The 14,591-nt window shown below is 60.6% G+C and carries 15 protein-coding genes; 10 read left to right on the top strand and 5 right to left on the bottom strand.

Features of this window, described 5'->3' with window-relative positions; translation table 11 throughout:
* Positions 1 to 8: 8 nt before the first annotated feature.
* Entirely contained in the window at positions 9 to 1,190 is a 1,182-nt protein-coding gene (locus NW851_RS01640; RefSeq protein ID WP_414336744.1) for an RNA-guided endonuclease InsQ/TnpB family protein, read from the bottom strand.
* Between the two features lie 320 nt (positions 1,191 to 1,510).
* On the opposite strand from NW851_RS01640, the gene NW851_RS01635 reads away from it, so the two are divergent.
* The 3 genes from NW851_RS01635 (at position 1,511) to lipA (ending at position 4,054) form a co-directional block, all read left to right on the top strand.
* Positions 1,511 to 2,527, top strand: a complete 1,017-nt coding sequence (locus NW851_RS01635; RefSeq protein ID WP_414335710.1) for a phosphotransferase enzyme family protein — start codon at positions 1,511 to 1,513, stop codon at positions 2,525 to 2,527.
* 51 nt (positions 2,528 to 2,578) lie between these two features.
* Positions 2,579 to 3,076, top strand: coding sequence for a DUF4079 domain-containing protein (locus NW851_RS01630; protein WP_414335709.1), 498 nt, complete (start codon positions 2,579 to 2,581; stop codon positions 3,074 to 3,076).
* A gap of 123 nt (positions 3,077 to 3,199) precedes the next feature.
* Positions 3,200 to 4,054, top strand: coding sequence for a lipoyl synthase (lipA, locus tag NW851_RS01625; protein ID WP_414336742.1), 855 nt, complete (start codon positions 3,200 to 3,202; stop codon positions 4,052 to 4,054).
* Here the strand turns inward: lipA and NW851_RS01620 are convergent.
* Positions 4,051 to 5,295, bottom strand: coding sequence for an Era-like GTP-binding protein (locus NW851_RS01620; protein ID WP_414336740.1), 1,245 nt, complete (start codon positions 5,293 to 5,295; stop codon positions 4,051 to 4,053). The genes lipA and NW851_RS01620 overlap by 4 nt on opposite strands.
* Positions 5,296 to 5,430: 135 nt before the next feature.
* On the opposite strand from NW851_RS01620, the gene NW851_RS01615 reads away from it, so the two are divergent.
* The 4 genes from NW851_RS01615 to aroQ all read left to right on the top strand — a co-directional run bounded on the left by NW851_RS01615 (position 5,431) and on the right by aroQ (position 8,970).
* Entirely contained in the window at positions 5,431 to 5,580 is a 150-nt protein-coding gene (locus NW851_RS01615) for a hypothetical protein (RefSeq protein WP_414335704.1), read from the top strand.
* 721 nt (positions 5,581 to 6,301) lie between these two features.
* Entirely contained in the window at positions 6,302 to 8,251 is a 1,950-nt protein-coding gene (locus NW851_RS01610; RefSeq protein WP_414335703.1) for an acetate--CoA ligase family protein, read from the top strand.
* A gap of 112 nt (positions 8,252 to 8,363) precedes the next feature.
* Positions 8,364 to 8,495 (top strand): hypothetical protein, encoded by a 132-nt coding sequence (locus tag NW851_RS01605; protein ID WP_414335702.1) that lies wholly within the window; start codon positions 8,364 to 8,366, stop codon positions 8,493 to 8,495.
* Positions 8,473 to 8,970: a type II 3-dehydroquinate dehydratase gene (aroQ, locus tag NW851_RS01600; RefSeq protein WP_414335700.1), complete on the top strand. Its 498-nt coding sequence runs from the start codon at positions 8,473 to 8,475 to the stop codon at positions 8,968 to 8,970. Before NW851_RS01605 ends, aroQ begins: the two co-directional genes overlap by 23 nt.
* 243 nt (positions 8,971 to 9,213) lie before the next feature.
* Here aroQ and NW851_RS01595 read toward each other — a convergent pair whose 3' ends face one another.
* Positions 9,214 to 9,933 carry a DUF554 domain-containing protein gene (locus NW851_RS01595; protein ID WP_414336737.1) on the bottom strand — a complete coding sequence of 240 codons (720 nt, stop codon included), beginning with the start codon at positions 9,931 to 9,933 and terminating at the stop codon, positions 9,214 to 9,216.
* A 161-nt stretch (positions 9,934 to 10,094) separates the two neighbouring features.
* Here NW851_RS01595 and NW851_RS01590 point away from each other — a divergent pair, with 161 nt between their 5' ends.
* Positions 10,095 to 10,619 (top strand): GNAT family N-acetyltransferase, encoded by a 525-nt coding sequence (locus tag NW851_RS01590; protein WP_414334279.1) that lies wholly within the window; start codon positions 10,095 to 10,097, stop codon positions 10,617 to 10,619.
* A gap of 3 nt (positions 10,620 to 10,622) precedes the next feature.
* Positions 10,623 to 11,327, top strand: coding sequence for an esterase/lipase family protein (locus NW851_RS01585; RefSeq protein WP_414336734.1), 705 nt, complete (start codon positions 10,623 to 10,625; stop codon positions 11,325 to 11,327).
* Here NW851_RS01585 and psb29 read toward each other — a convergent pair.
* Entirely contained in the window at positions 11,324 to 12,043 is a 720-nt protein-coding gene (gene psb29, locus NW851_RS01580) for a photosystem II biogenesis protein Psp29 (protein WP_414334276.1), read from the bottom strand. The genes NW851_RS01585 and psb29 overlap by 4 nt on opposite strands.
* A 123-nt stretch (positions 12,044 to 12,166) precedes the next feature.
* Here psb29 and proB point away from each other — a divergent pair, with 123 nt between their 5' ends.
* Complete coding sequence (proB, locus tag NW851_RS01575) at positions 12,167 to 13,282, top strand: glutamate 5-kinase (protein WP_414334274.1); 1,116 nt, start codon at positions 12,167 to 12,169, stop codon at positions 13,280 to 13,282.
* Positions 13,283 to 13,296: 14 nt separating this feature from the next.
* Here the strand turns inward: proB and raf1 are convergent, their stop codons facing one another.
* The gene (raf1, locus tag NW851_RS01570; protein WP_414336731.1) at positions 13,297 to 14,394 is read right to left on the bottom strand and encodes a RuBisCO accumulation factor 1; all 1,098 of its coding nucleotides are present in this window, start codon (positions 14,392 to 14,394) and stop codon (positions 13,297 to 13,299) included.
* Positions 14,395 to 14,591: the final 197 nt, after the last annotated feature.

The following is a 14,591-nucleotide window of genomic DNA, read 5'->3' as shown; positions in this document are numbered from 1 at the left end:
AACGTAAACTACCCGGCTCCGACCGCTAAGCGGTACGGAGCGGGCTTTCCGTAGCCCTGCAGTTGGCAAGCCAACCACGGACCTCTAGGCCGGTTTACAGCGACCCCCAAAAGCGCAATCACGTTGGCACCGTTAAAATCTGCATCCCCTTCCCAACCACAGACCGGGTTCACACAACGAAAATGCTTCCCTTCCCGCTGCCCAAGCCACAAACACCGGTGGCAGGTCTGCGAGCTGTAGGCAGGCGGCACCACCACCACCTGGATCCCTGCTCTGGCTGCCTTGTAGTGCACAAACTGCCGCAACTGGTAGAACGCCCAACTGTTTGACCGTCGCCGCTCCGTCTTGCTGCGCGGCTGTTGGTTGACTCGCTCCCGGATCCCGGTCAGGTCTTCCAAGGCAATAAAGCTGTGGGTCGCCTGTGCCCTAGCAACAATGGACTTGGAGATGCGATGGTTCACCCAAGTTTGAAAGCGTCTCTCCCGACCAGACAGCCGTTGCAGCAGTTGCCGACACCTGCGCCGAGTGCTGCGTGTGCCCCTACTGGCTTTGCGTTGGAGAACCGCTCTCAACCGGGAGTAGTGGTCTCTGACCTGGTTCAACTGCTGTCCATTCCAGTTCTCTCCCTCAGAGGTATGGGCAATATCTCTCCTACCCAAGTCCACCCCAATCGCCTCGGTGGTGTCTTGTGGCTCCGGTGGGTCGTGCTCCACGCAAATCTGGATGTAGTAGGAACCGTCTTTGCGCTTGATGAGCGTGGCCGCTTTGGGATGAGAACCGGCCAGCATGCCGCGCTGGTAGGAGCCAACATCCAGCTCAAAGCGCTCGCGTCCCTCAACGGTGGTCAGCGACACCGTCCAGTCCTTCTCGCGGAAAGAAAAGATGCGGGCATCGTAGGTAACAAAGCCGCCCTTGAACGCTTTGACCGGACGATTCTTCTGCTGGGCAGCCTTGCGGGCAGCGGCCAACCTTCTGCATACCTGTTGTGCCAGGTTGCTGGATAGCCCAAAGCGGGTACGAATTGCGCGGTAGCAGAGCGATTGAAGCTTGACTGCGTTGACCACCTTCTCTGGTGTGTTTTGGTTGACCCAGTTGAGTGCTTGTGCAAAAGCCGACAAGGTTGCCTCTAGCTTCACGGCTTGCGAAGCAGATACCTTGAGCTTGCAGGAGATAGTTAAAACTTGGGTCATGTTGCAATCATACGTCATCCGCATTCCTCCCGAGCCTGACCCTACGGGTACAGGGCGGGGCTCCTGCGGTTTCTAGCTGACGATTGTCCGGCCAGCAACCTTCATTAAGGTAGCAAATAGGTCTCTTTCACAGGTTTGCTAGAACGACACCTGAGTTCGCGGTCAATTGGGCAGAGGGTTCTGACCGGCAAAAAGGCTGCGACTGTAGCAGGTTTAGTCGAAAAAAAGCTGCACAACCCGAACGGCTTACCCTACTTATTGAGGAGGGCAAATGCCCCAACGCCGACCAACTTCCATAGAACTTTAATTTTTCCTGGCCTATGCTTGACTTGACTTGGCTGGATCCCCTTGTCCAGCACTTTCAACTGGGGGATCCGGATCCACCCGAAGCCATCCGAGTGGGCCTCATTCACCAGACCTGGAAACTCAATACCTCTGAGGGATCCTTCATTGCCCAGCGTCTTCATCCCCGTTTGGATCCTGCTGCCACCGAAGACGGTCAAGCCGTCGGCCAATGGCTAAGGCAACAAGGCTTCCCCGTGCCCCAATTTCGCCGCGCTCGGGATGGATCCCTGCATTTGAGCTGGGCAGAAGGGCTGTGGCGGGTTATGGAGTGTCTGCCGGGATCCTCGCATTCAACCCCGCCCGATGGGAGTTACCTGGAAGAGGCAGGGGCAGCTGTTGGACGCTTGCACCGGCTCTTGGCCCAGTGGCAATATCGCTTTCGCTTCCAGATCCCGCATTTTCACGACACGGCCCACCTTTGGCAACAGCTCCGCCAGCGCGACCCGGCGCCAGAAGTGCGAGCAGAATGGCAATTTTTAATCGAAACTGTGCCGCACCTTTTGCTGCCCTCAGGGATCCCAACGCAGATCATCCATGGCGATCTCAAGTTCAACAACTTTTTGTTCGACGAGCAGGGGCGATTTGTGGGTCTGGTGGATCTGGACACCTTTATGTATCACAACCTCTACGTTGAACTGGGAGATGCTTTGCGCTCCTGGGGTAAACGAGGCAATACCTTTCAGCCCAAGGCGATCCTGGCGGGGTTGCGGGGCTATGCCCAAACCGGCAACCTGCACACCCTACAACCAGAACTCATCATCCAAGGGATCCAACTGATTACCCTGGAATTGGGGATCCGCTTTCTGCAGGATTGGTTCGAGGACTGCTACTGGAATTGGGATCCGCAGCGGTACCCAAGTCGCAAAGCCCATAACCTAGCCCGCTGCCAACAGCAAATTTGCCTGTATCAAGACCTCACCCAGATGGCGCCCCAACTGCTGGAGCCCATGCGCGCCCTCGTTGCAGCAGCAAGGGAATTGGCTTTCGGTTAATTTAAATTTATGTTAATTTAGAAGCAGCTTCCTCTTCGTTGCGCGATCCCTATGAGCAGCCTTCAACTTCCCCGCTGGTTGGAATTGGCACTGCCTTTTTTTCACCCTGTGCTGATGATTTTGGCCTTTGCCCTGGCTCTGTATGCCCTCTACCTGGGGCTACAGGCGCGGCGGGTGCGCACCGCCTCGGCAGAAGAACGCAAGGAGCTGATCAAAGGGAAGTTTGCTCAGCGGCACTTCCTGGCCGGATCCCTGTTTCTGGTGTTCATGGTGTTCGGAGCCCTGGGCGGCATGGGGGTCACCTACCTCAACAACGGCAAGCTGTTTGTCGGGCCTCACCTGCTGGCCGGCTTGGGCATTGTCGCCTTGGTGGCCAGCTCGGCGGCTTTGGCGCCGCTGATGAAGGATGGCCAGAAGGTTTGGGCCCGCAATGTTCACCTGATGCTTAACGCGGTGATTTTGGCGATCTTGGGTTGGCAGGCGGTGACCGGCTTTCAGATTGTGCAGCGCATCGTCAACCAGATGCTGACCGCCCCTCAGGTAGCCTGACCCGCTTTGGGCAGAGGCAGTTGCCAGAGAAGGCGTCCATGTCAAAATAGACGCTGTCTCCCTCTCCTTGGGTTGGAGAGGGACGCTTTCTCCAGGTACTTAGCCCCAGCCAACGGTTTTCTCATGTCTGTCAGCCCTCTTCCCAGTTGGGTCAAGCGTTCCATCGGCAAGGCCAGCGATATCTCGGCGGTGCAGCAGGTGGTCAAGCAGCGGGGCCTGCACACCATCTGCGAAGAGGGGCGCTGTCCCAATCGGGCGGAGTGCTACAGCCAAAAGACCGCCACCTTTCTGCTCATGGGCGGGATCTGCACCCGCGCCTGTTCGTTTTGTCAGGTGGCCGGTGGGCGGCCTGCACCGTTGGATCCCGCAGAGCCGGAAAAGGTGGCCGAGGCGGTTGAGCTGCTGGGTCTCCGCTATGTGGTGCTCACCTCGGTAGCCCGCGACGACCTGCCCGACCAGGGATCCGGTCGCTTCGTGGAGGTGATGCAGGCGATCCGGCGGCGCTGCCCCGGCACCCAGATCGAGGTGCTCACCCCCGACTTTCGCGGCGATCGCGACTGCATTGCTCGTGTGGTGGCCGCTCAGCCCGTCTGCTACAACCACAACATCGAAACCGTGCGGCGGCTGTCGCAGGCGGTGCGGCGCAGCTCCGGCTACGACCTATCCTTGCGGGTTTTGCGAACGGTGAAGGAGCTGGATCCCGGCCTGCCCACCAAGTCCGGCCTGATGCTGGGGCATGGGGAAACCCGCGCAGAAGTGCTGGAAACCTTCCGGGATCTGCTGGCGGTGGGGTGCGACCGGCTCACCCTGGGGCAATACTTGCAGCCTTCCTTGGCCCACCGACCTGTGGAGCGCTACTGGACGCCGGAGGAGTTTGCCGAGCTGGGCCAGATCGCCCGTGAGATGGGGTTTCGCCAGGTGCGCTCCGGGCCATTGGTGCGCAGCTCCTACCACGCTGCTGAAATGGTGCAGAACTAGGCGAGAGAACTGGGCAAAGGCGGTGCGCCGTCTGTCGTAGCCGGCTTTTCCCGTCCGAGCAGGGCATGAAGACCTGCCCCTAGACCGAAGGCTTGGGCCGCAAACCGGCTGAGCGCCTGCGGCGCCAGGGATCCCAGGCGGTATAGACTTGCCCCCGCCACCAAACCCGGCAAAAGGCCGTTGCCCCAGTCTCCCCACAGCCAGGAGCTCATCCCTTCGGCGCACAGCAGCAGCGCCCCATTGAGCAGCAGCGGTCGCCCCAGCCCTTCGCGAAAAGAGACCAGCGCCTTCCATAGGGCTTCCCAGGGCAGATGCAAGCGTACCCCCAAGCCCAACAGCCACAGGCCATCCAGCAGCGGGGCCAGCAGCAAATCCCACCCCAGCGGCGCCAGGCCCACCGCGATCCCCTTGCCGAGGGCAACAACCCTGCCCCATTGCTCTACAAAGCGGGCGTGATGCTGCCATTGTTTTTCCAGAATCTGGGCCTGAACCCAATCCAGCCGCCTCAAGACGTTCAAGGCCAGGAGGGAGCCCGCCTCCGTTTGCAAAATCTCCACAATGCGCCCCCGCAGAGTCTCAATTTGGGGTGCGGGCCGTTCCCACTCCAGGGTGATGCGGCCATCCGGCCAGTGGGTGCGCACTTTCAGAGGTTTTGGGCAAGCGGCGACGGTCAGGATCTCCTGCGGCGACACCCAGCCCAGGTGGCGGCTGATCTGGGCGCGAATCGCCTGCAATTCGGCTTCTGAATAGAGATCGCACTTGTTCAACACCAGCAGGATGGGCTTGTGCAGGGTGCGCAGCTCCAACAGGGCTTGGTATTCCAACTGGGTTAGGTCGGTGGCGATGACAAACAAGATCAAATCTGCCGAGCGGGCCACGTCCCAGGCCAACTGTTCGCGGGCTGCGCCTTCTACTTCGTTCAAACCCGGAGTATCCACCAGCCTCACCCGCCAAGGGATCTCCGGATCCGGTTGCCACAGCAGAGATTGGGGCCGTTGGGTGACCCCATTCAGGGGCCCTACCTCCAGCCGCGCCTCGCCGATCAGGGCATTCAGAACGGCTGACTTGCCGCGGTTGACCAGCCCGAACACCGCAATGGCAAACAGGCGGGCGGTGAGGCGCTTGCGCAAAGCTGATAAAGCTCTCAACTCCGGCTGCACATCCTGACGCCTGGCCAGAGATTGCCAGTGATCCCAGCAACTGTGCAAAACCGTTTCGGCTTGGGCGAGAGGAGGGGTCATAGACAGGGGCAAAGGACTAACCCTCACTCTAGAGGGAATTGCACCCCAGGGCCAGCCGTTTCTCCCCCCCAGCGTGGGGAACCGCCTGGCTCACAGAATAGGGCATGATAGCTTTAGGCTTCTGCTGGCTTTCCTATGCTGTATCGCCTTTCCCCCTCTCTGAAATGGCTCCGCATCGGTGGATCCCATCGTTCTAAGCAAGAGCGCCAGATCGTGCGCAGCCTGCTGGCCTTTGCCGGGGCGCTGTTGGTTGCGGATGTTGTGCTCCTGAGCGCCCTTCATTAGTCGGATGGGCAGGTTGGTCGTTGCTAATTCCGAATAAGTCTGAGACACCTCCCTACCCCTCTGCGCTGCCACAAGCAAAGGGGAGGGGATTTAAGGGCTGGCGGGCGGTTACCTGCAGCTTTTTCCGGCGTTATCTGCTGCAGTCATGTGGATCGATCTCTTGCGTAGGTAAGGCTCCCGCTTGGCTACAGAGCTCCCATAAAGTTCGGAAAAAGCTATATCTCAAACCCAATGAAGACACATCAGGACAGCTTGGTAGCCCCGCACTTTAGCGCGGGGACGAGAAGCCCGTAGGCAAGTTTAGTTGCTCTACTACTAACCAATGCTCATCAACTTATCGTTCCCAAGCACCTACTACGGTGAAAAACCCGATCCGTGCATTGGGGAACGAGAAGGAACGAAAAGTAAGCAGAATCTTGAGGTTTTGCCTCAAGTGACTGTCTAGGGGCGTCTTGACAACGCCTTTGCGAGTCCGTTTGTGGACTGCGTAAGAATCCCCCGACTTCAGTCGGAGGGAGTGTCAATCCAAGCCGCTTCCCTCACCCCCAGCCCCTCTCCCTCTGGGAGAGGGGGGTTGGGGAGCGGCATGACGAAAGGCTGCACGGGATCCCTTGTGCTGCGGGGAGGGGGGTTGGATCGGGAATAATGGAAGCGGCCTAAGCCGGGAGGGTCAGGTTTTCCCGGAGCTGAGGCTGGTGTTCTTTTTCCCTTGAGGCCGGCTATGGTTTTGCAGGAGGCGGCGGGCGTGCCCCGCATCAACGCGCGCGAGTCGGATGCTTTCGACATTTTCAACCTGAAGCATTATCTCGGCCCCAACCCCTACCTGGATACAGCCGCTTTCACCTTCGACTTTGCCCTCACCCAGTGCCCCCAGCCGCTGCCTATTGAGGCCTACCTGTCCAAGGTCTGCTCCTATTTTCCCTCCTTGCAGGAGGGATCCTATCCTTCCTATGCCCATTTGTTTGCTCGGCTGGTGGCGGAGGTGAACCGGCTGCAGATGGATCTGCACTTGCAGCGGTGGAGCTGTCACCCGTTTCCAGAGTACGTGCGCATTGCGGTGCAGACCTTGCACGGGCGTACCACTCGTGCTGCGGTCTATTTTGCCTGGGATTGGCTGGAGGCCATCGCCCAGGGGGAGCCCTTCGACGTTGAGGGGGAGATGCGTCGCCTGCAGCAACTGTTTCGCGACTCGGTGTACGGCGGGCCGACGGTCTATGCCCTCTTGCGGGCTGCGCACGAACGCGGGATCCCTGCCTGCTACCTGTGGGATGAAGGGGTCATGCAGTATGGCTATGGGCGCAACCAAGTGCGAGGGGTGGCCACCACCTTTCACTGCGACAGCCATCTCGACTCTGACTTCACCACCCGCAAAGACGATTGCAAGGCCTTTCTGGCGGCGCAAGGGTTCCCCGTGCCCCAGGGGGAGGTGGTTACTTCTTTGGCAGAGGCTTTGCCATTGGCGCAGGAAATCGGCTATCCGGTGGTGCTCAAGCCGGTGGCCGGCCACAAGGGGATCGGGGTGACAGCAGGCATTCAAACCCCAGAAGAATTGGCCTTTGCCTACAGTGCAGCGGTGGCAGCCATTCCCCCTGAGCAGCCGATCCGGCTGATCCTGGAAAAGCATCTGCAGGGCAGCGATTTTCGCCTGTTGTGTGTGGGCGGGCGCTTTGTGGCGGCCACAGAACGACGCCCGGCCTCGGTAACCGGCGATGGCCACAGCAGCATTGGGCAACTGATCGAGCAGGCCAACCGGGATCCCGCCCGCTGGGATACCCCCACTTCTCCGCTGGGGCCGATCCAGTGGGACGAGGCGATGGAGCGCTTTCTGGCGGAGCAGGGCCTGACGGCGGACAGCGTGCTGGAACCAGGGCGGACGGTCTACCTGCGCAAGGTGTCCAATCTTTCGGCGGGGGGGGTGAGCCGCGATGTCACGGCCACCGTCCATCCCGACAACGTGGTTTTGGCCCAAACCATTGCCCAGCAGTTCTCGCTGGTGTGCTTGGGCATCGATGTCATCGCCACCAGCCTAGAGCGCTCCTGGAAAGAGGGATCCCTGGGCATTATCGAGATCAATGCCGCACCGGGTGTGCTCATGCACCAAAAGCCGGCGATGGGCACGGGCGTGGATGTGCCAGGGGCGATCCTCGACCACCTGTTCCCCAAGACGGCCCGCATCCCAATTTTGACCTTCAACCGCCTTACCTTGGCCGAGGCGCACACCCTGGTGGAGCACATTCTGTCCCACCGTCCCGGCAGATGGGTAGGATGCGTCTGTCGGGAGGGCGTGCTGCTGAACCACAGCTTTAGGCCCCTGAACGGCAGCCTCTTTCGCCAGGTGAAAACCCTGCTGCGCCATCCCCACCTGGATCTGCTGTTGGCAGAAGCCGACGAAGAGACCCTGGAGCGGGAGGGCTTGGCCTACGAAGGCAGCGACTTGGTGGTGCTGCGGGATCCCTCCGATAAAGAGCTGCAAACCCTGAAGCGGCAGCTCAACCCCGACGGTGCCCTGTTCTTGCAACGGGAGTCCACCCTAACGTTGACGGTGGCCGGCCAGGTGGAGCGGTTTGAGCTGCCAGGAACAGACCTGCAGATGGGGATCCTGCTGCGATCCATGACTCTGCGGATCATCTGCAGAACCCTCAGCCAGATGCTGAAGAACTGGTCTGGCTGAGGCGAGGGATCCCTGTTGGGAAAAAGGCTAACCCTGCACCCCTCGGCAAGAAACGCTATCATAGAAGTCCAATGAGTAGGCTACCTTGGTAAAACCGCAAGAGGCAGGTCGGATGGATTGGGTAGAAAAAGTCCTGGAAAAGCTCCGCGAATGGGTAGAACGGGTGATCGATACCCTGCTAGGCCATCCTCAGCCCCAACCGGCACCCATTCCGGTAGAAAATGGATCCCATCGTCGTCGTTAATCCGACTGCCATTGCCACCGGCGGCGAGACCCTGAGCCTGCTGGTGTTGCACGGCCCCAACCTCAACCTGCTGGGAGTGCGCGAGGTGGGCATTTACGGCTCGGTATCCTTGGAGCAGCTCGATCAGGCTCTGCATCAGCAGGCAGAAAGGCTGGGGGCAAGATTGGAAATTCTGCAGTCCAACCATGAAGGGGTGCTCATCGATGCCATTCACCACGCGCGCCAGCGCCATGCCGGTATTTTGATCAACCCCGGCGCCTACACCCACACCAGCATTGCCCTCCGAGATGCCATTGCCGCCGTGGGACTGCCCACCGTGGAAGTTCACCTGAGCAACATCCACCGCCGCGAGTCCTTCCGGCAGCACTCCTACATTGCCGCCGTAGCGGTTGGGCAAATCAGCGGTTTTGGGGCGCAAAGCTATCTGTTGGGATTACAAGCTCTGGTGCAGCACCTGCGCCTGCAATCGGCGTAGGTGCCCGCAACTGTCCAGGAATGCTTGCACGGCTGTGCCGATCCAGCAGGTCACACTGCTCAGCTCGGCCAAATACGGATGAAGACACTTTGCCGCCAGCCCAAGCGCTCCGCGCCGCTGCCCTCACCCCCAGCCCCTCTCCCTGAGGTCACCCTCACCCCCAGCCCCTCTCCCTCAGGGAGAGGGGAGTTAGAGCGGCGCGTTCGCGACAGCGTTGCGTAGGAATAGCGCCGACCGGGAAAACTAGAAACGGAGATCCCAAACGGGGAAAAACCCCACCAGCAGCTCCACGATCAACAGAGCCGGTAGCAGGTTGGCCACCCGCAGGCGGGCCAGGCCGAGCAGGTTCAGGCCAATGCTCAAGATCAGGATCCCACCGGTGGCCTCTAGGGCCGCCATCAGGTCTGGGCGCAACAGCGGCTGCAACTGCCGCGCCAACAAGGCCACTCCCCCCTGCACCAAGAGCACCGGCAGCGCCGAAAATAGGGTGCCCCAGCCCAGGCTGGCGGCGAAGGCGAGGGTGGCGATCCCATCCAACGCCGCTTTCACCAACAACAGCGAGGGATCCCCTAAGCCATCCCGGATGGATCCCAGCAACGTCATGGGGCCGACCACAAACAGAATGCTGGTGGCAACAAAGGCGCGGGTAATGGGGCTGGGACCCAGCCAGCGGCTTACCTGCTTCTCCAGGGCCTGGCCAACCCGCTCGAAGGCGGCCTCGATGTCGATCCACTCCCCCAGCACCGCTCCTGACACCAGGGCCACCAAAACCGTTAGCGTTTGGGCGGCACTGCTGAGGGTCAGAGCCATTTGGATCCCCAAGACCAACACCAGGGCTCCCATCGCTTGCAAGAGGGTTTGGCTCATGCGTTCGGGCAGGCGGCTGCCCATGCCCCAGCCGAGGCCGCTGCCCACCAGGATGGCCAGGGCATTGACGAGGGTGCCAGTGCCGGGAGGAGCCATAGGTTTGCCCAGACTTTCCATTCTCAGTCTCCAACAAAGGCTCGTCCCAAACCTGCGCGGAAGCACCTAGGCAGATCGGCCATTTTCGCTGCCGATCCTGGCTATACTGGGGACACGCTCACCCAAACCCAGCGGTGGGCTTTCACTCCGCAGCGATTCACATGAGCTTTTGGAAGGGCCTGTTCGGGTCAACAGGGGCTGCTACAACCAAAGAGCCGGCGCAAACAGCCAAGGCCGACCGTCGCCAGGAAACAGTAGTGGTCCGAGGGGAGACTATCCTCTTCAGCTTGGATCCCAACTTGGATCTGTACGAGCTGGAGGAACTCTGCGATGCAGTGGGTTGGTCGCGTCGCCCCATGCACAAAGTGAAAAAAGCCCTGCAGCACAGCTTCTTGGTGGTGTCGATGTGGCTGCAGCGGGGCAGCTATCGTCGCCTCATCGGCTTTGCCCGCGCGACATCTGACCATGCCTTCAATGCCACCATCTGGGATGTGGTGGTGCATCCCGATTTCCAGGGCAGGGGTCTGGGCAGGCGGCTGATGGAAAAGGTAATCCACGAGCTGCGCGCCCAAGACATCAGCAACATCACCCTTTTTGCCGATCAGGGGGTGGTCAGCTTTTACGAACGGCTGGGCTTTACCCCCGACCCCGAGGGGATCAAAGGCATGTTTTGGTATCCCCGTTAGCTCATGGCTCCCCTGGTGATCCTGCCCGGTTATCTGGCGGGCGCGGCGGAATACGAGCCTTTGCGCCAAGCGCTGGAGGCCCGCGGCTATGCGGCGCGGGTGGTGCCGTTGCAGGTGCGCAGTTGGTTTCCCACACTGGGGGGAAGGCCCGTCACGCCCATCTTACAGGCTCTGCAGGCCACCATTCGGCGCACCCAGGCCGAGTTTGGGGTTGAGCGGGTTAACCTGGTGGCCCACTCCGCCGGCGGCTGGATTGCCCGCATCTACCTGGGATCCGTGCCCTATGGGGGACAGGTGTGGCAGGGGCGGGAGCACGTCTCGACCTTGATCAGCCTCGGATCCCCTCACACCAGCCGCGAGCGCTGGACAAGGCGCAATTTGGACTTTGTCAACACCCACTATCCGGGGGCCTTTTGGCCGCAGATCAAATACGTGTGTGTGGCGGGCAAGGCCATCCAAGGGCAGAGGTTGAAGCTGGGATCCCTGTGGCGGCAAGAGCATTATCTGGCTTGGCTGGCCTACAACAGCTATTGGCTCACCGCCGGCCAAGGAGAGCTGTGGGGCGACGGCATTACCCCCATCCAGGCTGCCCACTTACAGGGGGCTGTCAACCTAACCCTGCCCAACTGTTACCATTCGGGTCGAGGTGGGCGGCGCTGGTACGGTTCCCCCGAGGTGGTGGAAGCCTGGGCTGGCTACTTGGCTTAGCTGCTGGGTTCTTTGGGATCGGCAACGGAAGTCTCGGGCAAAGAGGCGGTCGATTGGCGACGTTCCTGCTGGCGTCGGGCGGCTTTCACCATTTCTTCGACAATGGCCCGCGCCTGCTTCATGCGATCCAAGCTGCTGCGGTAGAGCTCCAGATCTTTTTTCACCCGCTCTGCCGAGAAGGGCAGCTTGCCCACCACATCCTCCAAAAAGCGACGGGTGCGCTCTTCCGGTTCTTTGAAAAGGGACTTGGCTACAACTTCATAGGCTGTGTAAAGGCCAACCGCCAAAACCCGGCTGTAGGCATAGGGAGGCTGGGTCATGCGCTCCAAAATGGCTTTCAACCCGCCCACATCTTCCGCCCCCGGTTTGAGACAAAGGAGATCCAGTCTTTGGCGTGGATCCCCGCTGCGCATCAACTCGAGCAGATCGCAGGCATTCTTGCGCAACACCTCCGGCTTGAGGTGGAGAGCCTTACAGAGGGCGTTGAAAATGGCCTCTCGCTGTTCAGGGGGGTGGTAAGCTTCCATCAGCCCGTCGTAGAGGGTGACCAGCCCCAAAGCAAAAAACGGGTCGTAGGTGAAGGCACTGTTGACGGTGGTCAGGTGCAGCTCCACCAGCAACTCTTCCACCACCCGCCGATAGACGGCGTTGATCGGGCGAGGGTAGGCGCTGAAAAAGGTCGCTTTGGTGGCGGCGAGGGTGCGAACAGGATTCACAGGCAGACAGAAAGATGAGCTTGAGGATGGCTTTCTCGACTGTTTTTATTCTCGCCTGTGGTGACTCTGAGGGCAAGCGATGGCCCTCCGCTATGGTGAGATAGGGATGGGTTGAGGAGGGGGATGGCAACAACAGACGTGACGGTGGTGGTGAAGATCGGCACCTCCAGCCTGACGGACACGCAAACCGGCCTGTTGCGCCTTTCGGTGCTGGGGCCGCTGGTGGAGGTACTAACCCACTTGCGCAGGCAGGGGTACGCGGTGATCTTGGTCTCCTCCGGAGCGGTGGGGGTAGGTTGTGCTCGCCTGGGCTGGCGGCAACGACCGACGGCCATTGCCGAAAAGCAGGCGGTGGCTGCGGTGGGGCAGGGACGGCTGATCCGCCTTTACGATGACCTCTTCTCGGCTCTCAACCAGCCGATTGCCCAAGTTTTGCTCACCCGCGGCGATCTGGTGGAGCGCAGCCGCTACGTGAACGCCAATCGCACGTTTGCCCAACTGCTGCAGATGGGGGTTATCCCCATCGTCAACGAAAACGACACCGTGGCAGTGGAGGAGCTGAAATTCGGCGACAACGACTCGCTTTCGGCGTTGGTGGCCAGCATGGTGCAGGCCAAGTGGCTCATCTTGCTCACCGATGTGGACAAGCTCTATTCGGCTGACCCCAACCGGGATCCGTCTGCTGAGCCCATCGAGCGGGTGTTGCCCGGGATCCCTCTCCAGGTGAAGGCCGAAGCCCAGGGAAAAAGCGGCTGGGGCACCGGCGGCATGGCCACCAAGCTAACCGCTGCTCAAATTGCTACAGCCGCAGGCGTCACGGTGGTGATCACCAACGGCAAACGGCCTGAGCAGATCCCGGCCATTCTGGCCGGCGAGGCCATCGGCACCCGCTTTGATCCGGCTCCCCAGCCCGCCAGCGCCCGCAAGCGATGGATTGCCTATGGCCTCATCCCCGAGGGATCTTTGACTTTGGATGAGGGGGCGGTACGGGCGGTGTGCCAGCAAGGACGTTCGCTGCTGCCGGCAGGGATCACGGCCGTTTCTGGGGAATTTGAGGCGGGGGCCGCCGTGCGCCTGTGCGATCCCAGCGGTCAGGAGGTGGCACGGGGTCTGGTGAACTACAGCGCCGCAGAACTGCGGCAGATCAAGGGCAAAAAAACTGCCGAGATCCCTCACATTCTGGGCTACGAGGGGGTCGATACCGCTGTGCATCGGGATAACTTGGCTCTGCTCAACTAGGCCACTGCGATGGCCTATTCTTCCAACTGCCAGGGATCCTGAGCCAGCTCCTCATCGAAAACCCGCGGTGGGCGCACGGCCAGCAGCACCTGGCCCAACAGGGGAGAGGAGGGTGAATCCTCAATCCACTCCACTGCCACCAGTCCAGCCCGATCCAGCAGGAAAAATCCCGCCGTTCCTTCCCAAACCCGAACAGCGCGATCCACCACCAGCAAGACCGGATCCCGTTCTTCCTCAGGGGCCACCGGCAAGCCCAACAGGGATCCCAGCAGCCCGTTTTCTACTGGTAGGACGACCGGATCCCCGGCCTTTTGCATCACCGGCCAAGCGGGCAAGGCCATCCAAGTCTGCTCCGCCGGGCTGGTGACCCAGCCAAAAGGCCCTTGGGGCTCGCCGGCAGGGATCTGTTCCCAGATGTCGGTCGCCAGGGGCAGGGATCCGGCCACCGGCAGCAGGCGCGGCAGATCTTCTTCCAGGCGAAACACAGACAGCTTGGGCAAAACGCTGCGTTGGGGTCGGGAGCTGGCAGCAACCGTGGATAGGAGCTGCTCCACCTGCTGGCGGGCTGTATCGCTATGGACATACCGAAACGCTCGACCGATAGCCCGAGTGCGCTCCTGCAGATCGCGGGTTTGCTGGGCCGTTCTCCAGGCTTGATAGGCCACCGCATCGCCGGGGTGATCCGTAAACCCGTCCGGAAGCCGTTGCAGTTGGGCGTAATTTTTCACGGCACGGGCGATCTCATGAGCTTCATCGACATTCAAATGGCGGTTGAGGACGAATTCCGCCACCCGAGCCCGATCCTGTGGCGAGAGGATGCGCAGCTCGTAGAGGATATCACTGCCTCGGTGGGCAAAATGCTCCAGAACCGCCGGGCTGGCGCCGGCTTTGGCCATCCCCTCGTAAACCTGGGCGGCGACGATGATCTGATTTTGCTGGGCGGGCTCAAGCCCAGTCGCCTCAAAGATGGCCTGGGGAGTCATTTTCTGTTGCTGCAAGCTTTGGCAGGCCTTGGCCCAATCCAGCCAACGGCCCTCTTTGCGTCGCAGCCGCTCCACCAACAAGCTGGGATCCTCCCCCAGGGCAGAGGGTTCTGGCAGATGTTGACCCATGGCAAGACGTCCTCCACAACAACATCAACACGATCAGCGCAATACAAAACTCACTACCGTCGGGAGTTGGGCAGGCCGAGGCCAAAATACGATCTAAAAGACGACCTCAAGAATTTTTTTAAGAATTTTCCTTGTGCCGGGTTGGCTGTCCTGTCTTTAGCTTAATCGGCGGGAAGCCCGGCACTGTATTGGTGAAT

Origin of the sequence: Synechococcus sp. H55.7, from assembly GCF_047462395.1 — a bacterium.
Lineage (GTDB): Bacteria > Cyanobacteriota > Cyanobacteriia > Thermostichales > Thermostichaceae > Thermostichus.
Note: the sequence above shows the minus strand (reverse complement) of the source record. Positions and strands in the feature narration are given on the sequence as shown.